This window comes from Dictyobacter arantiisoli, from assembly GCF_008326305.1.
Lineage (GTDB): Bacteria > Chloroflexota > Ktedonobacteria > Ktedonobacterales > Ktedonobacteraceae > Dictyobacter > Dictyobacter arantiisoli.
Map to the genome: position 1 here is coordinate 1 of NZ_BIXY01000053.1, position 22,355 is coordinate 22,355.

General features: G+C 49.3%; 20 protein-coding genes. 6 read left to right on the forward strand and 14 right to left on the reverse strand.

What is annotated here, in order from left to right; genetic code table 11:
• Positions 1 to 132: 132 nt before the first annotated feature.
• On the reverse strand, positions 133 to 750 hold the full coding sequence (locus tag F1593_RS17045) for a PadR family transcriptional regulator (RefSeq protein WP_149402766.1): 618 nt from the start codon (positions 748 to 750) through the stop codon (positions 133 to 135).
• A 164-nt stretch (positions 751 to 914) separates the two neighbouring features.
• Here F1593_RS17045 and F1593_RS17050 point away from each other — a divergent pair, with 164 nt between their 5' ends.
• Positions 915 to 1,700 (forward strand): hypothetical protein, encoded by a 786-nt coding sequence (locus F1593_RS17050; protein WP_149402767.1) that lies wholly within the window; start codon positions 915 to 917, stop codon positions 1,698 to 1,700.
• Between the two features lie 105 nt (positions 1,701 to 1,805).
• On the opposite strand, the gene F1593_RS17055 is transcribed toward F1593_RS17050, so the two are convergent.
• The gene (locus F1593_RS17055) at positions 1,806 to 2,072 is read right to left on the reverse strand and encodes a PLD nuclease N-terminal domain-containing protein (protein ID WP_308483059.1); all 267 of its coding nucleotides are present in this window, start codon (positions 2,070 to 2,072) and stop codon (positions 1,806 to 1,808) included.
• A 367-nt stretch (positions 2,073 to 2,439) separates the two neighbouring features.
• Between F1593_RS17055 and F1593_RS17060 the strand changes: the two genes are divergently transcribed.
• Positions 2,440 to 3,711, forward strand: a complete 1,272-nt coding sequence (locus tag F1593_RS17060; RefSeq protein WP_149402769.1) for an FHA domain-containing protein — start codon at positions 2,440 to 2,442, stop codon at positions 3,709 to 3,711.
• 41 nt (positions 3,712 to 3,752) lie between these two features.
• Here F1593_RS17060 and F1593_RS17065 read toward each other — a convergent pair whose 3' ends face one another.
• Entirely contained in the window at positions 3,753 to 4,451 is a 699-nt protein-coding gene (locus tag F1593_RS17065; RefSeq protein WP_149402770.1) for an MBL fold metallo-hydrolase, read from the reverse strand.
• Positions 4,452 to 4,826: 375 nt separating this feature from the next.
• Here F1593_RS17065 and F1593_RS17070 point away from each other — a divergent pair, with 375 nt between their 5' ends.
• Both F1593_RS17070 and F1593_RS17075 read left to right on the forward strand, forming a co-directional pair.
• Positions 4,827 to 5,231 carry a zinc-ribbon domain containing protein gene (locus tag F1593_RS17070; protein WP_235932613.1) on the forward strand — a complete coding sequence of 135 codons (405 nt, stop codon included), beginning with the start codon at positions 4,827 to 4,829 and terminating at the stop codon, positions 5,229 to 5,231.
• A 188-nt stretch (positions 5,232 to 5,419) separates the two neighbouring features.
• Positions 5,420 to 6,670, forward strand: coding sequence for a 3-oxoacyl-ACP synthase III family protein (locus F1593_RS17075; protein WP_172632192.1), 1,251 nt, complete (start codon positions 5,420 to 5,422; stop codon positions 6,668 to 6,670).
• A gap of 41 nt (positions 6,671 to 6,711) precedes the next feature.
• Here F1593_RS17075 and F1593_RS17080 read toward each other — a convergent pair whose 3' ends face one another.
• Entirely contained in the window at positions 6,712 to 7,227 is a 516-nt protein-coding gene (locus F1593_RS17080) for a hypothetical protein (RefSeq protein WP_149402772.1), read from the reverse strand.
• Positions 7,203 to 7,598 carry a GNAT family N-acetyltransferase gene (locus F1593_RS17085; RefSeq protein WP_149402773.1) on the reverse strand — a complete coding sequence of 132 codons (396 nt, stop codon included), beginning with the start codon at positions 7,596 to 7,598 and terminating at the stop codon, positions 7,203 to 7,205. The genes F1593_RS17080 and F1593_RS17085 overlap by 25 nt, the downstream gene beginning before the upstream one ends.
• 210 nt (positions 7,599 to 7,808) lie before the next feature.
• Between F1593_RS17085 and F1593_RS17090 the strand changes: the two genes are divergently transcribed.
• The gene (locus F1593_RS17090; protein WP_149402774.1) at positions 7,809 to 8,609 is read left to right on the forward strand and encodes a phosphatase PAP2 family protein; all 801 of its coding nucleotides are present in this window, start codon (positions 7,809 to 7,811) and stop codon (positions 8,607 to 8,609) included.
• Between the two features lie 139 nt (positions 8,610 to 8,748).
• Here the strand turns inward: F1593_RS17090 and F1593_RS17095 are convergent, their stop codons facing one another.
• A complete protein-coding gene (locus F1593_RS17095) occupies positions 8,749 to 9,513 on the reverse strand; it encodes a hypothetical protein (protein WP_149402775.1) in 765 nt (254 codons plus the stop codon).
• 339 nt (positions 9,514 to 9,852) lie between these two features.
• Between F1593_RS17095 and F1593_RS17100 the strand changes: the two genes are divergently transcribed.
• Complete coding sequence (locus F1593_RS17100; RefSeq protein WP_172632193.1) at positions 9,853 to 10,329, forward strand: PaaI family thioesterase; 477 nt, start codon at positions 9,853 to 9,855, stop codon at positions 10,327 to 10,329.
• A 294-nt stretch (positions 10,330 to 10,623) separates the two neighbouring features.
• On the opposite strand, the gene ftsH is transcribed toward F1593_RS17100, so the two are convergent.
• The 8 genes from ftsH to dnaB form a co-directional block, all read right to left on the reverse strand.
• Positions 10,624 to 12,651, reverse strand: coding sequence for an ATP-dependent zinc metalloprotease FtsH (gene ftsH, locus F1593_RS17105; RefSeq protein ID WP_149402777.1), 2,028 nt, complete (start codon positions 12,649 to 12,651; stop codon positions 10,624 to 10,626).
• 516 nt (positions 12,652 to 13,167) lie between these two features.
• Complete coding sequence (locus F1593_RS17110; RefSeq protein ID WP_149402778.1) at positions 13,168 to 14,973, reverse strand: hypothetical protein; 1,806 nt, start codon at positions 14,971 to 14,973, stop codon at positions 13,168 to 13,170.
• 13 nt (positions 14,974 to 14,986) lie between these two features.
• Positions 14,987 to 15,805, reverse strand: coding sequence for an alpha/beta fold hydrolase (locus F1593_RS17115; protein ID WP_149402779.1), 819 nt, complete (start codon positions 15,803 to 15,805; stop codon positions 14,987 to 14,989).
• A gap of 96 nt (positions 15,806 to 15,901) precedes the next feature.
• Positions 15,902 to 16,645 (reverse strand): class I SAM-dependent methyltransferase, encoded by a 744-nt coding sequence (locus F1593_RS17120; protein ID WP_149402780.1) that lies wholly within the window; start codon positions 16,643 to 16,645, stop codon positions 15,902 to 15,904.
• Between the two features lie 233 nt (positions 16,646 to 16,878).
• Positions 16,879 to 17,532 carry an ATP-dependent Clp protease proteolytic subunit gene (locus tag F1593_RS17125; RefSeq protein WP_149402781.1) on the reverse strand — a complete coding sequence of 218 codons (654 nt, stop codon included), beginning with the start codon at positions 17,530 to 17,532 and terminating at the stop codon, positions 16,879 to 16,881.
• Positions 17,533 to 17,819: 287 nt separating this feature from the next.
• Positions 17,820 to 19,448, reverse strand: coding sequence for an ATP-binding protein (locus tag F1593_RS17130; RefSeq protein WP_149402782.1), 1,629 nt, complete (start codon positions 19,446 to 19,448; stop codon positions 17,820 to 17,822).
• The gene (locus F1593_RS17135) at positions 19,448 to 20,200 is read right to left on the reverse strand and encodes a DnaD domain-containing protein (RefSeq protein WP_149402783.1); all 753 of its coding nucleotides are present in this window, start codon (positions 20,198 to 20,200) and stop codon (positions 19,448 to 19,450) included. Before F1593_RS17135 ends, F1593_RS17130 begins: the two co-directional genes overlap by 1 nt.
• A gap of 17 nt (positions 20,201 to 20,217) precedes the next feature.
• Positions 20,218 to 21,552 (reverse strand): replicative DNA helicase, encoded by a 1,335-nt coding sequence (gene dnaB, locus F1593_RS17140; protein ID WP_149402784.1) that lies wholly within the window; start codon positions 21,550 to 21,552, stop codon positions 20,218 to 20,220.
• Positions 21,553 to 22,355: the final 803 nt, after the last annotated feature.

Consider the following 22,355-nt stretch of genomic DNA (forward strand, 5'->3'; position numbering starts at 1 on the left):
ATTCTGTCGTGCAGGAAAGGTGCACAGCACCTTTCCTGCACTACATAATAAAAAGATGTTTGAGCACCGCAGGTGCGAAAACTCATGCACAGAGATGGTGGAGACCACGGGAGCCTGGCAAATCTCTGTCAGTTAGTCTTCATGCTGGCTATGCAGCCGTTGTTCGATGCGCGCAATCGCCTTATCGGTCACAGCCAGGTCGGCCTTAAGCTCTGCCTCCTTGTACTCGCGTACCAGTAACTGATACTCAAGTAAGTGAGGACGTTTCACGGGGCGGTTACCATATTCGCGCAATGCCCATTCCATATGTTCTAATTGTCTTAACACGCTTTCACGATGATCGCGTAGATGAAGCAACGCTGTCTCATCAGTGGTCTCACCACAGAAAAAGAGCTTGGTCAAAAACTCATCTTTAGTAAAGCGTTCCGGGACATCTTCCTGCAACCAGCGTGCTAAATCTTTTTCTCCGGCGGGAGTCAGGCTGTACACTTTCCGGTTGGGACGGCTGGTTTGAACGATGATCTCGGCGTCGATCAGTTTCGCTTTATGCAGATTTTTTAATGTTGTATAAATCTGACTGTTGCCAGCATTCCAATAGGGAGCCACAGCGCGTTCAAAGGTCTGCTTAATATCATAGCCACTCAAAGGGCGCGCCCAGAGTAGGCCAAGCATGATATAGCGCAGCGTGTTACGCGAAGAACTGTCTCCGTTTTCATTTTCATCAATGAAGGTATCTAAGGATTCGTGCATGGACTACTTCTCTCATCTTATAAGCTTAAGCTAAAATTATTGTTGCGTATTATAGCACCTTCGTGGCAGGTCGTCATAGCCTGACACAATATTTGTATATGGATGCTACCTTATAAAACGTATACCATAGAGAACAGGGAAAGATAAAGGGGGATAGTGCTATCATGACTAATGTAGAACAGGCAGTTGTTGTTGGAAGTTTTGAGGATCGCAAGGCAGTAGTCAAGGTACTTGAGGCGTTGACAAAGGCAGGCTTTCAAGAAGATCAACTGGGCTTTGTGGCACGCACTCATGAGGAGCATGTAGCTCAAGCTCAGCAATATGCTCCACGGGCATTGGCCCGAGGTCTGTTGGGTGGATTGATAGGTGCGGCAGATCTGTTACTGGTACCGTTTATTGGTCCATCGGATGCATCAAATGTTTTAGCGGCTGCACTTCCGGCCACTGAAGAAGCGCTGGATCGTCTTCCATATCCAGGCTCCAAAGGGCACAAGAAGCCGCTACAGCGTCCTGATGATGCCCTGCGTGAGACCCATGAGGCTCCTTTGACGACGTCCGAGGTCTCTGAGACAACAGCCCAGAGGCAACCTATCGAGACGACCGGTGAGGATGAGGATGAAGAGCAGGCAGCGCATGAGCAACGTACCAGTAGTATCACCGGAGGAGTGATTGGTGGAGCGCTGGGTGCGGCCGCTGCGGCATTGCTCCTGCCGGGTATCGGTCCCGTAGTAGCTGGAGGTATTATTGCGGCTGCCCTGGGAAGTGGCGCTGTCGCTGGCAATTTTCTGGGAACGCTCACGAATATTGGTGTGCCGCATGAACATGCCCGCCATTATGCCCGGGAAGTTAAAGCTGGTCGTACAATTGTGACAGTCAAAGAGAGCGCTCGTCCACAAGAGGCCGCCAATATCTTACGCCAGTATGGTGCACTGGATGTCCAGATACACTAAAATTGGATCTGAATTGTGGGATTATGCTGTTTTTTTCTTCTGTATTGCAGGAAATACATTGTTCGTATTTCCTGCAATACAGAAGAAACTCTAAACGTATTGTTTTTAGCGTGAGGTGAGCGGTGGTTGGTTGTAGTTTTGGGGTAAACGACTTCGTGGGCGTCGGCGCATGAAGTAATAGATGATCGCACCAATAACGTGCGTGAATACAATGATAATAATCCAGACAATTTTGTCATTGCTGTCTGAGGGTTCATTTTTAATGCAATCTATTAACATCCAGATCCAAAAAACGGTAGCTAAAATGGCAACGATACCAAAGAGGCAATAAAAACCTAGAAAAATGCCCATACCTAGCCCGGCGTTTCTCATAACTTATCCTTCTCTTTCATTCTGATTATCAAAAGTTTATAGAGATAAAATTCTTCTCATATGCTAAAGACGCTAGAAGGATGAGATTTTAAAATGGCAACCTGCCCCACAAGTCCCATGTATTTGCCCGTTGTGATACAAGATGATATCATGAGCCTGAAAGTAGCCTCCTGAGACGGTGGTCTGTTTGCCATGGTAAGAGGTTTAGCTTAATGGATGTACAAAGAAACGTTGTATTTCTTAGGTTGACTATGCTTATGTTCCTTTTACCACCATCCATTGGCTGTGAAGAAGGGAGCATACCACGAGCGCAATAATATTTTCCTCCTGGTTTTATATCGATTGCTACGGTGGTATTGTATGTTGTTTGCTCTCCATCGTTGCCATACTCCTTTTGCGTCTCCTGAGCCGCCGGGGATCGCGCTATCAGGTGTTGATTACGGGCTCATTATGTGTGCTCGGTGCTTTGCTACTGATACCTGCATGGTTATGGTTCCACCTGCGTATGGTGGGCCCACAGACGCATCTTTCAGCCAGCGAAATCTGGGGCATACTTGTCTATGTATTTGTCTGTAGCTGGCTTATTCCTTTGCTGGCGCTGCTTGCAGCCATTGTGAGAACGCGTGCTAAAAAGATCTCTGAGCGCATTCATGCACGGTTCGCCACACAGGAGCAATCCTTTTCCGCTGCCGCTTCTCGGGCCTTACAGCCTCCTCACTATCAACCTGGCACACTCGCTCCCTTTGTCTTTGGTGAGGACACCCCCTGGGGATGGTTAGAATACAAGAATGGCAATTTTCAGGGTCAGCGTCTGGCACTGAAGCGTGCCGTGGCCACATTGGGACGCGATGAGAACTGCGATATCTGGCTTGACGATGAGATGGCCTCCCGCCATCATGCAGAACTGGCCTGGTATGATGGCAAGGTTTGTCTGACCGATTGCGGTAGCCTCAATGGATTGTTATTGAATGGACAGCCAGTACAGGGGACCGTCCTGCTGGAAGGGGACAATCTATTTGAAATTGGCTCGCAACAATTTTGCTTTCTACTGGCCGAACAGCAAGAGATATTAAAGGATCAATATGATCCCCTCGTTAATCATACCTGGCGTTCTATGCTGGATCTGCAGGGGGATAGCAATATCAGCATCCCATTGCCCTCTGCCACGGTACCGGGCTATGATAGAAATCCTGTTAGCACAGGGCGTCCAGTGTTAGAGACGGATCACTCGCTTCCCTTTTTTAAAGCGGCACCCCAGGTGAACTATCTGTTAATCAAGAATGGCGAGCGAGCGGGACAGCGTTTGATGCTGGAGGGTTCGATCATTACCATTGGCAGTGGTGATACCTGTAGTATTCAATTGAAGGAGCCTTCAATTGAGCCAGTTCATATGCGGGTCGTGCGGGTACCTGCAGGCTTCACCCTCTATAACGAAGGCAATAGCACCTTGCTGAATGGCAAAATGCTGCACACACCACCGATCTTGCAGGTTGGCGACGTGCTTTCTCTAGGGAATTTGCAACTAGAATATGGTGTTGGCCCCCAACTTGGCAATACCACGATGCCACCCATTCCAATCACGAAGTCGATGAGTGGCCCGGTCCCTTTGCGTTTACCCAGTAAAATAAAGCCAGTATAGCTGCTGGTGCTTGTGTTTGTAGTTATAAGAGAGATTATTCATTACCACTCTACATCTACATTATTCAGTGGATGCAGAGAGAGGATGGGACGTCCATGGCCTGGATAGAGATAGTGAACCTGTAAGCTGCGTAAGAGACGGAGCGTCTCTTCTAATTGCCGCCGATTGGTGCTCCCACGCAATAACGGCGCACCTCCCTGAATCGTAATCACAGTATCCCCACACAGCAGTTCCAGGCTAAAAGGATTGTAGAGACACAGGCTCTCAGGTGTATGCCCTGGACTGGCAATCACGCGCCAGTAAGGATGATCTGGCAAGCCAACCACATCATCCAACCAGAGATCGACCAATTTATATTGGCGTTCATAAATAGGTGGGAAGAGATCCACATGTTGCAGCGGCCCTGTCATAAGATGTTCTGCCAGTTGCGCAAAAGAGGGTGTTCCTCTTCTCTCATGGGCGGCTTTCTCGATCAGACGTCGCACGACGGCTGAGGCCGCCACGGGAGCGGAACTTAATTTATGCATCGCCTCCACACCAGCTGTGTGATCGGGATGCAGATGTGTCAGCACAATCAGATCAATATCAGCGCATGAACGATGCAGAATATGCTGAATATAAAATTGGAGCTGGCGCACATTCAACTCGGTGCCTGGATCAACCACGATCAAGCGCTCATCATTGATGAGATACGTATTCGCCATTGAGAAGCGGTCGGTAATGGTATGAACCTGGCGCATAGAGAGAGTATTTTCCTCGGTAGATGACTCATGAGTATAGTCAGAGTTCAAGGCGTTCCTCCGGCAATCACAGTAGAAATGTAATTATATCCTAGCATCAAGGTCAAGGAAATACTGCATTTTTGCAGTTAATATGTTACAATGAGATATGTGGTTACGGAAAACTTCCCTTCTGGTATGTATTATCCTACCTCCGGCTTCCGTTCCGTCTCCCGGTTGTATAGGACACCACTGCCTGATAGCCACCATGAGGTACATCTCCTGAGATATATCTATCTATGGAAAGATCTATCTCTTGTCTTATTACCACTGTACAAAATTTGTCAATGTATGTAAGATGGAACGTGTGTAACTCAAGAAGAGGAAAATATACCCATGATGTTTAATGAGGGCTACCGGGATCAAGTACTTGTTTGTCGTGATTGCAATAATGAATTTACGTTTACAACCGGCGAGCAAGAATTTTATGCCAGTAAAGGTCTGACAAACTCTCCAACCCGGTGTCCGAGCTGTCGCGCAGCACGCCGCGGCCAGCAATTCAGTGCTCCACGGGCCCCACGTGAGCAGCACGAGGCCGTTTGTGCCAGTTGCGGTCGTAACACAACCGTTCCTTTCATTCCTCGTGAAGACCGTCCAGTATATTGTAGCGATTGTTTCCAGTCTCAGCGTGCCTCTTCCTCACGCCGTGATGATTATCGCGGCTATAGTAATAGTGACAGTGGGTACAGTGGTGGTGGTCGTGATCGCGGCGAGCGTCGCGGCGGTCGAGATCGCTGGTAAGCTTTTATCGTGGTGTAAGAGTCGTAGCGTTCGACTTATCCAGAAATCTTTAATGGGAGGACCAGGGGTCAATGCGTACCATACGCGATCTCTGGTCCCTTCCTTTTTTAGCGGCATTCAAGACGATATGATATACTGGTTGGGAATTATACGCTCTTTTTATCCTCATTATGGAGGTTTCGTTGTCAATGACATTCACTGATTCTGCCGAATGGCCGAATTATTCATTTGTAATTCCGCATATTTATACGCAGGCGAAAGTTCGCCTCGTGGGCCTGGGTGCATATGTGCCGAAAGGCGTGATTACCAATGAATTTTTTGCATATATTTCTACCCGTCTTGGCAGCCCACGGCGTGCTGAAGATTTGGAGCGTGTCACTGGTTTAGTGACGCGTCATGTGCGTGCCAGTACGCTTGAGTTATGCCGCTCGATGGCTGGTGCAGATGCACCGGGATTACTGGATGATCCTACCGCTCCGCGTGAGGAATCAATGGTCGATATGGCGGTGCATGCTGCCCGGCGTGCCATTGCCAGCGCGGGTCTCAAGGTGGAAGATATCGATACGGTTGTTGGTATCTCTTCCTCAGATAATGAGGGTTTTCCTACCATTGCTGGTCTGGTAACGCATCGTCTGGGCCTGGGTCCTCTGCGTTCAACGATGCTCAAAGGTGCCTGTGCCTGTCAGGCTGAAGGTTTTCAGGTTGCGACCGAGATCCTGGCGGCCAGTACAGCTAAACGCGTACTGCTGGTAGCGACCGAGGCTCTCTTGCCAAATATCATGCATGTGCTGGATTGGAAGACCAGTTCCCTCTTTGGTGAGGGAGCTGCCGCTTTTGTGTTGGAACGTGGGGATGAAGATACCTACGTCATTAATGGATCTGATGCCAGTCTGGCTCAAGCGCTTCTCTATCAGACACCATTGCGTAAAGATTCTGTTGATATGGCTGAGATAGATCTGAAGATTCGTCAGTTATACAGCGAAGGTCGTGGTCAAGAATTGAGCCAATTGCTCTCGCAGTATATGGTTGGCTATACCAGGATGAATGGGAAAGAGGTTTATCGCGAAGCCCCTCGCGCTATGGCGGAATGTGTGGATGCCTTATGCCGTCATGCCGGGATCAAGCCCGCTGATTTAGCTTATATAATTCCTCATCAGGCCAACTCGCGTATTACGCGCCGCCTGGGCGATTTGCTGATACACGATTTCGGCTGGCCTGAAGATACCCTGGATAAATTAGTGGACAATTTCCGCTATTATGGTAACCTCTCGAATGCCAGTATCGCATTAGCCCTGACCGAGATGTTACGTCAGGGACGCATACAGGATGGACAATGGCTTGCTCTACCAGCGGTCGGCGGTGGATTGAACTACGGTTGCTGGTTGTTGCGCTACCATGATCTCAAAAATCTAGAGGCGGCCATTAATCCTGCTGATTAATCCCTTTCCAATGTAGCCCGCACCCTTAAGGTGCGGGTTCTTTATTGCAGTTCGCGTTCATAGGTTGCAAAGCTAGACGCATCGGGAGTATACTCGACGCCTGCAAAAGCATCCTGAATCAGCAACGTATGGGGTGCATAAATGAAAACCTGCTCGGCTGGTAGAGTGGTCAGCCGTTGGCGCAGATCATAGGCTATCAGACTGATTGCTTCGATAGCTGTACCATCGAGATAGCCCACCGAGAACCGCTGCTGATTTTGTATGCTGGTCGTGATTTCAGCGATTGCCAGGCCATCCAGCCGCTCCCAGCGTTGCAGGAGATAGATCTGTTGGGCAGCGATCTTCTGCTCTAAGAATGCAGCCGTAATCGCGCGTGCTTTGAAGCGATGATAGTAGAGGCCACCAACGAGCGGAAAAATATTGGACGCATTGAGATAATCGATAATGGCGTCAAGATCGTCCTGAGTGGCAAGTCGCGTCTGTTGCTGTGGAGCACGCGCTACTGGTTTGCTAAAAGGGGTAGCCTGATAGCCTAAAAAATCTCCCACATGACGCATATGCATACTTTCATACAATTGGATGGGGATAGTATTTGACTATCGACCGCCAGACGTAGGATAGTTGCCCCGCGCCGCATGGCTTCAACGCTGGCCGTCTCACTAAGCGCCCTGGCGAGTCCCTGACGTCGATATGTAGGGTCGACGCGCAAGCCCTCTAGCCACGCCTCCTCGCCATTCAGCATCAGTATATGGGCAGCTCCAACTGGCTGGCCATCGATGGTGGCCACCAAAAGCTGACCGGCGGGATCTTGTAACCAGTTATCCCAGACATGTTCAATATAATCGCCATCTGGAAATGTTTGCGTACAAAAAGCCAGTACAGCCTCACGATCCTCAGATAGTGCTGTACGAATTTCTTTCACTGACATAGAAATAGAATCTCCAAAATATAGAATGTCTCCCTGAATATCTTCTATTCAGCTCCCATCATAGCATTCAACGTCGTGATGAGTATAGTTTTATTTTTATGCTTAGAAACCTTTTTGTTGAGGCATACGTAATGAAAGTACCAAGTCGATATATCCTCAGAGATCAGTATCCCTGGAGCAGCATATAAATAATCATATGAGGTAGTTACTGTGAAGCAACAAAAGCCAGCCAATGAACAAATACAAGAAAATGTTCAAAATATGGTTCAGAAAGCTCAGGATGAGGTTGAAGAAAGTCGTGAGCCCTGGTATCGGGTATCACGCCGGGCGCAATTTCTGATTGTGGCTTATCTACTCATTTTTGTCCTTTTTACAATCCTGGCCTTATACGTCCATTTCAATCCAGTCCTGTCTGTGGACGTGACGATCACAAAAGAATTTCAGGAAAACCATACTCCTGCTTTAAGTAGTTTTATGGTCGCAGTCAGCTTTCTGGGCAATCAATCTCTGATTTTTAGCTTGCTTATCTTATTGACGGCCGCTGTCTTCTGGGCTGTGCGTTTGCGCCTGGAGGCACTCTTCATTATTGGATTGTCTGTCGTCTCCACGCCTATTAATCTACTCCTCAAGTTTCTGGTAAGTCGTCCCCGTCCAACAAATACGCTGGTGGATGTCTTCCAGCGGGCAACGGGGCAGAGCTTTCCCAGCGGTCATGTAATGTCATATGTCGCATTCTGGGGATTGCTCTTCTCATTTTGCCTGATCCTATTCCGGCGTGATCGCTGGTGGATTTATGTGCTATTGATTGTTTCTGGACTCTTCGTGGTCCTGGTTGGACCTTCACGCATCTATCTGGGAGATCACTGGGCCAGCGACGTGATCGGAGCTTATCTGATTAGTGGTTTAATGCTTGGTATTACGCTCTGGATTTATCTGGCTTTGAAAAAGCGTGCCGTCTTGACCCGACCACTCAGAAGTGCGCGGCATCAATTACCTGTAGAAGCACAATAGGATCTTGTTGCTCGCCTATCGGCAGGCGCGAAGATTGCGAAAACAGAGGCATCTGTCATTAGGATAGAAAAAGAGGAATTCTCCACTCCAGGCGAATTCCTCTTTTTCTATCCTAATGACGATTCATTACTCCTACCAATCAGGCTTCTGAACTGTTTTCATGTTTATCCTGATCGGAACTGGGGGATATCTGATTATTTTGTGAGCTATGTGTGCTACGACGGCGCGAAGCGCGCCGTGGGGTCGCGGGTGCTTTCGAGGACGCTGGTGCTGCTGAAGTTACTGCGGTTGCGGTAGTTTCTTCTGTGATTGTCTCTGCCAGCTCTTCACGGATAGGGGCAGGAGGCCATGCTCCTGGTTGGCTATTTTCCAATGAAATACTACCTGCACCTGATTTGATGGAGGCATCAGTGGTAGTTTCATGAGGGGTAGTGTCGCTCTGGCTGGCCTGTTCCGTGGTGTATGTAAGATCTCTATCGAGTGTTGTGGATGCGTTCTCGCCGATGTCGACGCGTCCCTCGGCTGGTTCTAGCGAAACGTGGCGCAATTCTTCAATTGCTTCACTGTCTTCGTAGGACTCGCCTGGATCTGGCTCCTGGCCCGTATACGTATCGGAGCTGGTTTGAACTTTTTTTTGGGTTATGTCTTTGTGGGATGCTTTTTGGCCGCTTTTCTTATGCGCAGGTTGTCGAAGCTGTGTGAGTGAGTCTTCAAGATCCTGTAGTCTGCCAGTATGGTTCTTCAGGTTCTCCTGAGCCCTTTGAATCTTCTGCTCGGCCTTTTGCACATCTTTTTTGACTTGCTCAACTTTGAGCAGCAATTTCGCCTCTTTTTTAGCCAGTTTCTTTCTGCTTGTTAAAGCATCGTCCTGAGAGGGCTTTTGGGTATTGGATGTTTTAGCCATTCTTTCTTCCTTATCTAGAGCCTGCAATGCTTGCCTTGCAAATAGGAGATATGCTCTCTATCTTAATACGATGCGAACAAAATCTTCGTTCCGTTAGCTTTTTTAGTACTGATCCATAAACGTAGGTGCGAGAGCCATAATAATTTGATGTGACCGTTTTTATTGCTGAGTTTTATCAAGTAAGCTTATTTCTTAGTATACAATATTCGGGATACTATAGATATTTAACTATTTATCTTCTTTTTCTACTGCTCATTTGCGAAGCTATTTACGTAGAAAAAGGTTTGGGGTGGTGTGATAGACTCAATGGAATCCAGTGAAGGAGGATATTTTCTATTTATGGATCTTAATGATACTTCTGACTATCAGCGTTGTTTTGCCTGTGGTCAACAAAATCCTTTTAGCTTGAAATTGGTTTTTCGTGAAGAGAATGCTACCGTTGTCTCAGACTTTCTGCCGCGCGAAGAGCACCAGGGATTTCCGGGCGTGATTCATGGAGGGATTATTGCTACGGTGATGGATGAGGCGCTCAATCGTGCCTCCGTTTTTGCCACGCAACCCACCTGGACGATGACAGGGCGGTTAGAGATACGCTATCGACGTGCAGTACCCTATGGTCCTTTATTGCGTGTGCGCGCTTCTTTAACGTCGCAGCGTGGGCGTATGGTCCAGGCGAGCGGGAAGTTGATGCTGGCTGACGATGAGCAGGTGATCTTCGCGGAGGCGCAGGGTACTTTTATGGCTCCCAGCTCTGCTGTTCTGGATGCGGTCATGAAAGATTATCCTGCCATGCGTACTTTCTTTACAGAAGTGTGACTGAGGTCAGCCCCATCCGGAGTTTCTCTATCTTTTAGGGTGAAAGCGGGGTGCAGGGGCGGCAGCCTCCGACGGAGCGCGCTGGCAGGCATGCCAGGGGCATGACAGTCCTCGCCATTATTACCTTCCCCCATCACCCGGAAGGATGGAGGTCTTTTATTTGAACTATTTGGGTATTGCAGGTGTGGAAAACCATGCAAGAAGATCATGGAAGCCTGGCACATTCTAAAAGAGAGCCGCTTCCTCACTATAATGAGAAAGCGGCTCTCTTTTGCTTTTCAACCTGATGGGTTGTTATTGTATTTGTGGTGGTATTACAGGATCAATGGGAGGAGGAGGGGCCAGGGTTGCGACAGCCTGCTTGACCGCCTGGAGCTGCGATTCTGCAATCGGAGCACCAGTCTCTTCCATGATGGCATGTAACTGTTTGATATCAATGGTCTCGTAGCGGCGCAGATCTTGCGCGATACGATCCAGGGTTGGACGGTAGGTTGTGAGCAGATTGAGGGCTTCTTGATACGCCGCACGAACGATACGATCAACTTCCTCGTCAATGAGCTCAGCCGTTTCTTCGCTATAATCGGTTGGCGTGCCAGTATCGCCACCGCCAGCAAAGGGATTTTCGCGGTCGCTAAAGGAAACAGTTCCCAGGCGCTCGCTCATACCCCAGCGGGTTACCATCTGGCGCGCGATCTGTGTCACGCGCTGGAGATCGTTTTCGGCACCGGTGGTGATACGATCAAATATCACTTTCTCCGCAGCACGTCCGCCTAATGCGGTGACGATGCGTGTCAGTAAATATTCTTTTGAATAGTTATAGCGATCATCCAGAGGGGTATACATGGTAACACCCAGGGCCTGACCACGTGGGACAATCGTTACCTTGGTGACTGGATCTGTATCATCGAGCAGGAGACCTGTCAGGGCGTGTCCACCTTCGTGATAGGCCGTGACATCCAGGTCTGCATCACTCAAGACCAGTGGGCGCTCGGCACCCAGCAGAATCTTATCCAGCGCTTCTTCAAAGCAGCGCTGATCAACATTGTCGCGGTTGCGGCGTGCTGCCAGCAAGGCGGCCTCGTTGACAAGATTCGCCAGATCCGCACCGACCATACCTGTGGTCGAGCGTGCCACCATGATCAGATTAATATCGCTAGCCAGAGGTACTTTGCGGGTGTGAATCTTTAAGATCGCCAGACGACCGTTCCAGTCGGGACGGTCCACAGTCACACGGCGGTCAAAACGTCCAGGACGCAAGAGCGCCTGATCCAGGCCATCGGGACGGTTCGTTGCCGCGATAACCACGACAGCCTGACGATTGTCGAAACCATCCATCTCGACCAGCAACTGGTTCAGCGTCTGTTCGCGCTCATCATTGGTATTGATGCTCGAACCACGCTGACGACCAACCGCATCGATTTCGTCGATAAAGATGATACTGGGTGAAGCTTTCTTGGCCTGTTCAAACAGATCACGCACGCGACTGGCACCAACACCAACCAGCACTTCGACAAACTCAGAACCCGACATCGAGAAGAATGGAACCCCTGCTTCACCGGCCACGGCGCGTGCCAGCAGTGTTTTACCAGTTCCCGGAGGGCCCACCAGTAAGACACCGCGTGGAATCTTACCACCCAGGCGCTGGAACTTCTGAGGAGTCTTTAAGAACTCCACTACTTCTTCTAGCTCATACTTTGATTCGTCAACACCTGCCACATCAGCGAAGGTCGTGCTTGGACGATCTTCTAAGATCAGCTTGGCGCGGCTCTTCCCAAAGCTAAAGATACCTTGTTGTCCTTGCGAGGATCGGCGTGTAAAGAAGAAAAACAGACCAATCAAGAAGATCCACGGTAGCAGATTGATCAGTAAGTTCAGCCAGATTGAATTATCTGGTGGCGTCTGGTAGTTAAAAGGTACATTATGATTATACAATAATTGCGACAGATTAGGATCGCCATTGGGCAGTTGATAGACCTGGAACTGCTGCTGGCCTTTCACGGGCTGAATAAAACTACCCGTGATGTCTGTCGTGCCATTAATGGTGGCATTTTTAATGTTGTTGTCTTGAACCTGAGTAATAAAATCGTTGTACAGCAGAGGCAAACGCTGTGAATTGTTATTACTGCCAAAATTGTTACTTGCGATGCTGTATATGTACACGAGAAGCATCACCCCAACCAGCACAAGTAACCATTTATTGAACGTGTTTGATGGTCTCTGCTGTGGCGTTTGCCCGTTAGGTCGACCTGTAGGGCCAGGGCGCGGTTGCTGCCTATCGTTGCCGTTTTGTAGCCAGTACACATTCTCCGGCGGTTTTTCCATTGCAAATTACCTGCTTTCTTGGCCCTTGACATGCATTACCACTACGTATGAATGCATAAGGAAAATACTAGAGGCCGTATTATGGTAACACCCAGTATTATATCTCACTGATGACAGAAATGCATCACTTAAGATCAGATTTCGTCATGAATTCTGCGGAGATTATGGCCTGTCGCCGCTCTCTCTGGCGCATTTCTTCAGTGTTACAAGGTTGCTATTTTTTTCTTTTCTATAATCGCCATGTGCCTTGCCAGTAGCGGTGCTACTTTTCGCCCATGGTTACGTACGCTGTCCGCTAAGAGAAGATATCTCGACTATAATTACGCAAAGATTGCCAATTGCGTTGCAGTCTCGCAAAATATCAGGGCTTGATACTACTTTTGGCCTCCGCTGACGACGCGGGGCGCCGGTGTGAGATGCATCCCGCTGCTGTGCCCTATCCCATCTCCCATGCTGGAGGGATTTGAGATTTCACGGCGCGTGGCGCAGCAGGTGTATCTGGATGCGTAGTATTTTTTAGCCCGGCGGCCATTTGATACTCGGCCAATAGCTGCGCATAGGTGGTGGATAATTATTGGTCGCTGTGATCGGGCGCTGTTCCCCTCTGGCGCGTGCGATCTGCGCCATCCCTTCCTCCCAGATGGCTATGCGCAGGCCAGTAACTGGACTGCGGCGACGTAGCCAGCGCCTTGCTGCGCCTGGCAGAGATCGCAAGCGGGGCCTCAGAAGGCTGTATAATTGATACTGTACAGCCTGACCTCCCAATTGCAACCAGGCACTGATCCAGCCGATAATCTCTGCGGGACTGAGAGTTGTCAGGGCGAGCTTATAAATAGGGGGATAATAGCGTGGCGTGTTCAGTACCACACGCGTATAATCCAGCCAGCCAATGCGATCCTTAAAGAAATCATTGGTGACTTGTGGACCCAGATCCTGTAAGACGCGGCAAAAAACATTGAATGTCTCATTGACTTGCCAGGCCGGTTCCTGTTTTTCGGAGTGGGCAATCATGAATTTGCTGAAGGCCCCGGAGACGGCTGGTACCGCTTCCGAGGCGCGAATGCGATTGAGATCTCTGGCTCGCAGGCTCTTACTCTCCAATGCCTGCGCAAGCAGGGTTGTAATGCGTTGCAGATTGCGCACATACGATCCAAAGCCGCAGAAGGTTAAGGGCGATTGGAAGGCTGCGGCATCTCCCAGGGAGAGTACACGATCATAGGCCAGGATCTTTTGTTTCTGCTGCCAGGGAAGTGTGATATTATAGCCCGCCGGGATAAAACCATATACCGGCTTGAGAACCTCAACATTACTGGTATCTTTATAATCTGGTAGCAAGGCAAAGAAATCGTCGAAGAGCGCGAATAGATCAACCTGACTACCAGCTTCTGCATAATAGAAGAGATAGATAGCGACCTGATCTTCTTTGCCTGGAAAAGCTTCCCAGATTAACTGACGATCATGGCGTCTATCCTCGGTTGATACCAGTACTTCACCTCGTGTCGTATCAATTTCCCGGCTGCCCGGGCCTGCTTTATAGCCACGCGCAACGGTGCCCACGGTGGGACAGACCAGTGAAAAGGGACGGCCACAATTGAGCTGGCAGGCAATCGGGGAGGTTGATCCCATGCCGTCGATCAGCAGTTGAGCGCCATAGCTATGGAGAGAACCGGCGGCATCGCGGACATCGACGCAGACATGTTGCGCGGGCTGTACGGCACAGCGTTCAAAAGTCGTATGGTGCAGAATCAGGTTTGTTCTACCAGTAGCTGACTGATGCTCCTGAATCTTTTTGACACACAGGGCTGTCAGTTTCTCGGCATCGATAGCGATATTCAATACATCCTTGAGATGGAGTTCGGTCGCTGGCACCTGGATATGCGCGGCATGGAAACGCACAAAGCCATCCTGATATTCGCATAGAATTACAGATTCAAGTTCGGCGCGGGTAAGCAAACCACAATCAAGCAACTCCTGTAGCTCTGCGCGTGAAATATTCCATTCGCGATGGACAGCTCCAACCGTAAAACGGTCAAAGACCAGTACCCGTAAAGCATAGCGTTGCGTCATCACTGCCGCATTGAGGAGATTCAACCCCCCACCGGCGTAGATGATATCAAAAGTATCCTGCGCGGGCAGGACGGGACGCGTCTCTGTGACCACCACCTCAGTATACTTGCGTTGTGATCCCGACAGCAATAGCTGTTGCCAGCTGGTGTTGAGATCATGCAAGCGCTTGAGATGGATCTCTCCCTGCGGAATGCGGGCAAATGCCTGTGCAAGATGTGGATACTGACTGGCAAGTTGCTCGATAGGTGTTTGCATATGCATAATTTCTTTAATGCTCTGTTAGAAATTGAGAAACAGCAGTCATATATGCCTGATACTGATCCCTCCGAATACTATGTCCCGCACCTGTGATATGGACATGTTTGCCATTGGGCCAGTGTTGGAGCACCTGTTGCGCAATCTCAGCCGTCACCATGGAGCCGCGTGCAGGCTCTCCTGTGATCAGTAGCGTCGGACCGTTAAGCTCAGTCACCATCTCACCCCAATCGCGGGTAAGCTCTTCGATAGTGGGAGAGAAGATTTCAGCTCGAAACTGACCTTGTGCCTCGGCCCAGGGAATAATCTCCTCGCTCGACCAGAGGGGATTAAACTCATGGGCATCCTCGATGCGTTCTTCAAGGGATTGCTTTTGCATCGCGCGTATACTATCCCCCCATTGCTGCAAGCCCCGCGCTGCCTCGGCTCGTGCAGACTCAGGGATTGGCTTGCGCCAGGTGGGATCTTCGAGCAGGACGGACCGTACCAGCTCTGGATGTAGCTCAGCCACACGGGCAGCGGTATGGGCTCCCATTGAATGTCCAAGCAGTGTGACCTTTCCCAGTTGTAGCGTGTTGATCAACGCCACCACATCCGAAATTAAAAGATCCATGGTAAATCCAGTGCGTGGATCGTCTGAGAGACCATGACCACGGGCATCGGGCATAATCAGTTTATAATCAGCTTCAAGCGCTTTTGCGATAGGTGTCCAGCAGAGTCCACTATCGGTAAAGCCGTGGAGCAGAACCACAGGTGGCTTGTCTCCGCCCGTATGATGATAGTGTAGGTTTATACCGTTTGCCTGGACTTTTCCATCAGACCATGATGACATAATTACATTGTCTCCTGTAAAAGTAGTTGTGCTGTCAGTATAAGCTATTTATGGTAGTGTTTGCTGATCCTGACAGGAAGAACCTTTACCAGTATTCTACCAATGCTCTGCCCCGGTGTTCTTTTCTCCCAGCGTAATGAAGACCTGCCAGCGTTGGCTATACACGCGTTGTGAATGGCGTTGCAAACCGAACTGCTCTAAAGGTATGAGGTTGCCAAAGGGCTGACCGGGTAATTCTTCAGTTGTAAATGTACTATCTGTTGCTCCATTGAGTTCAGTATGGGTGTTTAATGGCACAACTTCTCGTTTGCGGTGCTGGACGACACCTGTCCCATAGACGAGAAGATGAATGAGAAAAAGGATGGGCTGGATAAATCCCACGGACTCCAGATGTGCGCCTTCGATAATAATTAGCCGCCCGCCCGGACGCAGGACGCGCTCCACCTCAGCAATGGTATCGGGATCATAGATATAGTCAGAGGGAAAGGTACTTACGACAGTATCAAAGCTCTGATTGGCAAAAGGGAGAGTTTGGGCTGATCCTTGAATAATGCGTGCGGCATTCCCAAGCTGGCGACGTTGTAAAGTACCTCGTGCGGCAGCAACCATCTGGGCTGAATGTTCGACCGCCTGACAGGTATAGCCTGCCGCGAGCATATCCGCCAGTAGATCCCCCAGCCCACAGCCCAGTTCTAAGACATCCTGTCCCTGGACGCGTTGCAAGACCAGACGCTGCCAGATCCGCCATTGACCGGCAAAGGGAACTGTACTGGCGAAACGGTAAAGATAGCGATTTTTATAGAGTGTTTCAAACAACAAGCTACGTAAGCGTGGACTCATACTTCCTCAATCCCTGTCTATCCTTTCGATGATTGTTGCATCCATTCACTCCGCAATCTGTATCTGTAGGAGATGGAATTGTTCTAGCATAAAGGGCCAGGTTGTTTGTCGTGTATGTTCCGCGAGGGGAGCACAGAGGCAAATAACCTGACCCTTCTGTTGCATATCCAGCGCCGCTTGTTTATCGGCGGAGATGGATTTTATGCACCTGCATGTATGTTGCTAGCCGTGACTTATTCTTCCTTGCCTGAAGAAAGGATGTCGTCAATCAGGCCATACTCAACAGCCTGCTGGGCTGTCAGGTAGTAGTTGCGGTCTGAATCTTGCAAGATACGCTCGGTTGTCTGACCGGTATGTTTCGAGAGAATCTCATACAGGCTGCGGCGGAGACGTAAGATCTCACGGGCTGTGATTTCAATATCGGCCGCCTGACCCTCGGCACCGCCGAGAGGCTGATGGATCAGCATGGTTGAGTTCGGCAAGCAGAAGCGCTTCTCTTTCGCGCCACCAGCCAGCAGGACTGCGCCCATACTCATGGCCATACCCATGCAGACTGTCGAAACATCCGGGCGAACCCACTGCATGGTGTCATAGATAGCCAGGCCAGCATAGATGCTACCACCTGGTGAGTTTACATACATATTAATATCTTTTGTCGCATCTTCACTTTGCAGGTAAAGTAACTGCCCGACAATACTGTTTGCAACCATATCATCGATTGGTGTGCCAACGAAGATGATGCGTTCTTTTAACAGGCGCGAGAAAAGATCCGAACCGTAAGTGCCACGAGGTGTGGTCTCGACAACGTTGGGGATGATTCCCCGCGGCTCCAAGAGTTCGCGTGATTCTCTAATCCATTTTGGATCGCGCGGATCGAATTTGGTCATGTTCGCTCCTTACTTATCTATCACGGTCAATTTCCTTGTAGACTGGAAAATGTACCGTTGGTAAAAAATGAATGTGCAGAGGAAACCCACATATGGGGGACGTTTATAGTTATGATAGCACTTACAAGATGCGAGTGCAAGAAACGGCGAAGAATAAGCTGTAGAGCTCTTTTTTTTCTTCCTTACCACTCCAACGACAAGCAAAAGAAGCAAAAGGTAGGATTGGGGGCTGACACCCCAAACCCCGGCTGTTGCCGGGGATGGGCAGTCTATAGGTGCGAGTTTTTTTAGTGTTTTCGGTTTAGTGGGCGGTAATCTCTGGCCCCATCCATGGAGACGGTAGTGACCAGGGCAATGTCGGCGAGGCGAGAGCGAATCCGTTCATCGACTCCCTGTAGTCCTTTGGGATTGGCTGTGACGACAGTCGGCATGTTGAGATTGTAGCGATAGTTGAGCAATTGAAAGAGTTTTTCGTTTGCCCAGGGTGAGCTTTGCTGCGATCCCAGATCGTCGAGCACTAATAGTTCGGCTTCCCGCATTTTGGAGAAGAGTTGGTCGTAGACCTCGGTGGCAGTAGGGGCGAAGGCTGCACGCAAGTGATCCAGGAGATCGGGTACGGCTTCAAAGAGCACTACTGCTCCACTGTCCAGGCTGCTGTTAGCTATCGAGGCAGCAAGGTGCGTTTTACCACAACCGTTGGGACCGATCAACACCAGCCAACCATCAGGATTATTGGCGAATTCTATGGCGGCGTTAAAAGCTTTCTGGACGCCGGGTGTGTGCAATGAAAAAGTGCTGAATGTCTGGTTGTGGAAGGCATCCATATTCGACATGCCGCGCAATTGCTGGCGGCGTTTTTCTTTACGTTCGTTTTCTTTGCAGTCACAGGGTATAGGTTTGCCAAAGTTTGGATGACCATAGTTCACATTAGCTCGTAAGTAACCAGCACCTTTACATTTCGGACAGATACTCCTGAGGGGAATTGGTTCTTCGATGACGGGTGAGGGGGTTATTTCTGGGGTTGGCGCGACTGGCGCTTCTTGACGCACTGACTTCAGATAATTTGCTGGCACAGCATGGGTTGAGTTTGAGTTTGAGCTTGTTCGTGTGTGTATACCACGCTCGCGCTCCCTTTCAATCCCAGAGATGGTTTGTTGATTCAAAGGTTGGGTGACACGTGAGTGGACCGTCATCTGCTGCGCTGCGATCGCTGATGCCAGGCGCGTGTCGTGCAGGTTGCGCGTGCCACGGGTTGAAATTTCTGGTTCTACTGGCTGGCGTTGACGATAGTTTTGAACAGGTTGAAAGGTAGATGGCCCCTCTTCAAAGACCTCTATTTCATTTTCTTTTTCATAGTAGTATTGACCAACGGGTCCTTTTTCCCAATCCCCATAGCCCAATCCATTGCTTTCCCACTCTTCCATGGTATCGGTTTGCTGGGGAGCAGCGTTATAGGCATCATCGGGCGCATGCATGGGAGCGTAATAATTATTGGTCGGGCGCGGCTGCAAAGGCTGAATGCGTTGCTGATCCTGATGTGGTTGTGGTTGCGATTGATATTGTACACCTGACTCGCGGGCATTTCTGCGCGTGGGCGAGGTAGAATAATGGGATGGATCAGCACGGGAAACTGGTTCGCTATAGTCACGTCCCTCGGGTCTGTTTGGGAGGGGTTCTTCATCCTGGAGTTGATATGAATAGGCACGGGCACGCGCATTGAGTGACGGATTCTGCTGCTGATAGGTGGAAGCAGAGTGATCCTGGTCGTATTTATTTTTCATGCGCGACTGATAATCGGAGGTAACCCGGCGCGAAGAGATACTGTCTTTTGTATGGGGTGTTCGCGTACGTGCACGTTGCTCGGAAAGAGGTTGACGCGACCCCGTGCGGTCAAAAATTTCATTGAGGCGCTCCACTATTGCCTGCCTTCCGTTTCCCAGCGCCGAAGAATGGCGCGAATATAACTCCACTTACGTTTATTTTGTTCAACAGCTTCACGAAAAGCTGCTTCAATCCAATCTTGAGGATAGTGATCGGCTGCGTCTTTTAATTCATCCGCTATCATTGGTGATAATAAGCCAATATTTTGCTCATATAATACAAAAATATTTGGACGTTCTATCTCAACGTGCATAGGGCGAATAGCATTGTTGTAGCCTATAGAACTAGCATACACTTCTGCACCAACGGCCAATTGATTTTGTGGTTGAGCTGGTTGCTCGTCCCGCATTAGCAAATGCGCAGGAATCATTTCTCCTCCCTGTAATTCTATAACGGCTTTGCGGCTCCGGGCGGTATTAAAAAAGTACCAATGAATAAAGAGATCAGCCCCTTCGCCTGCGAGCCGAAGCTGTACTTTCAAAAGTGTGCCGCGTGCCACTGCCTGTTCGAGTCCGATGCGTAAGCGCTCCTCGGATGGTCGTGGATCACCGCGGCGCTTGAGACTGCGCTGTAAAAGATGATCATTGATGAGATCTTGATCACTCACACAGCGTGGATTGCCCTGTTGCTTTGCGAGGAGATAGAAGATATGGAGCGTGACCTTTAGTTCCGCGCTGTCCTCTATCTCTGGTAAAAGTTGCGTAAAAAAAACCTCTGGAATCGGGACATACGGATTTTTTCCGCCAGGGAAACCTGTAAAACCCGCTGGGCCGCTATATGTGGTCATTACTAGTCACCCCCAAATTATTGTTCTGCTGGTGGTGAGACTTCCAGATCGCTAAAACGCGTCTGGCTCGCCTGAAAATACAGGCTGACTTCGCCGACAGGTCCATTACGGTGTTTGGCAACGATAATATCAGCAATATTTTTGCGTTCGGATTCAGGATTATAAACGTCATCGCGATAAATAAACATCACAATATCTGCATCTTGTTCAATTGAGCCAGATTCACGCAAGTCTGAGAGCTGTGGTATTTTGGATTGGCGGCTCTCAACAGCACGAGAGAGCTGCGCCAGAGCCATTACCGGCACATCGAGCTCACGGGCCAGACCTTTGAGATTCCGACTGATCTCAGAAATTTCCTGCACACGGTTATCGTTCCGTTTACCAGCAGAAGATTGCATTAACTGCAAGTAATCGACGATAATCATATCGATGCCATGTTCTGCTTTGAGCCTGCGCGCCTTACTGCGCATCTCCATAGTAGAGATACCCGCAGTATCATCCAGCCAGATATTGGCCTCGGAGAGCGTGCCCATCGCAAAGACAATGCGTTCCCACTCATCATCCTCAATCCATCCAGTACGTAAGCGCTGCTGGTCAATCGCTGCATCCATAGAAAGCAAACGTTGAATCAGTTGTTCTTTACTCATTTCCAGACTGAAGATCGCAATAGATTTTTTGTGCTGGACGGCAGCGTTGTGCGCAAGGCTCAAGCAGAGACTGGTTTTTCCGACCGCCGGTCGGGCTGCCAGAATAATCAGGTCCGATTTTTGTAAGCCGCCCGTCAGTCGATCCAGGTCGGTAAAGCCTGTGGGAACACCGACCACCGTACCACGACGCTCGTGTAGCTTATCCAGCTTACTCATATAGTCGCTTAACAGTTCGCTGAGTGAAGAGAAATCGGCGCGCGCATGGCGCTGACTGATGCCGAAGATGAGCTTCTCAGCCTTATCCAGAGCGACATTCGCATCGTTCTCTTCGTAAGCGCTGGCAGCTATCTCGCCGGCGGCATGAATCAGGCGGCGCAGGATGGCGGTACGTTCTACGATACGTCCGTAGTATTCAATGTTGCCGCTGGTCGGCACCTGATTGATTAAGGACGTAATGTAGCTGGCACCCCCAACTCCTTCCAGCTTATTCTTGCGTTCAAGCTCATCACAAATAGTAATAAAGTCGGCGGCTTCTCGCTGTTCAAAAAGCTGGAGAATCGTCTCGTAGATGGTCCGGTGTGCATCGCGATAGAAATCATCGGGCGTCAGAAAATCAGCAACCTGGATGATTGCTTCTGGATCGATGATGATACTACCGAGGACACCACTCTCGGCTTCTATATTTTGCGGTAATAATTTTTCCACGTCTTCAACTCCAGCATCTACTTATCTTATGCCAACCCTGGTTTATCCATAGGGCTATGCTTGTGTGCAAAATAATCAGTCCGTTTCTACAATACGATCTATACGATAGCATGAGAAATGCATAGTGAAAGCCACTCCCAAGTGAGCGTAAAAAAATATCTAAGTGCGGGCTGATGCAAGCAGCGCGTGCTTGTTTTTATGATTGGTTTGAATTGCAGCAACAAGCATTATAGCATATACACGAACATTTGCTCTGTCTGCTTAGACCCAATACCTCAATCCCCATGAGCTTGCCACTCTTTGTAATCCCGCTTGAAAAGTTTCTGTTCATATCCAGGAGCCCTGGCTCCTCATTATTATTATTACACCCTTATAGATACTGTATCCGTTCCCAACAAATACAGCGGATGTCAGGATAATGCGGTGCACAAGCAAGCTGCGCCCGGGGAAGAGCACTGCTGACATTGGTTACCTCATGTGCTCAAAGTGTAACGAATAATTGGGCTGAAAGCAAATCGTTTTTTGCCACTCTTCCATCTGGATAAGTGGATATCTGATTCTCTTTTAGTGGATAAAACAGGTAAAAATGACACATTTTTCAGACTTATCCACCAGGAAAAGGAGTTTTCCCCTGTTATCCACAAAGTTATCCACCAAATTCTGATGGGAATGTGGATAAACTTGCACAACATTGATAGGTAGAGGGGGGAAGCATGGGCTAGGTTAATTATATAGGCCAATTGTCGGGCTGATATAATGAAGTGAGCAGAGTGAAGAAGGACTTTTTGTTCACTGGCTAGATT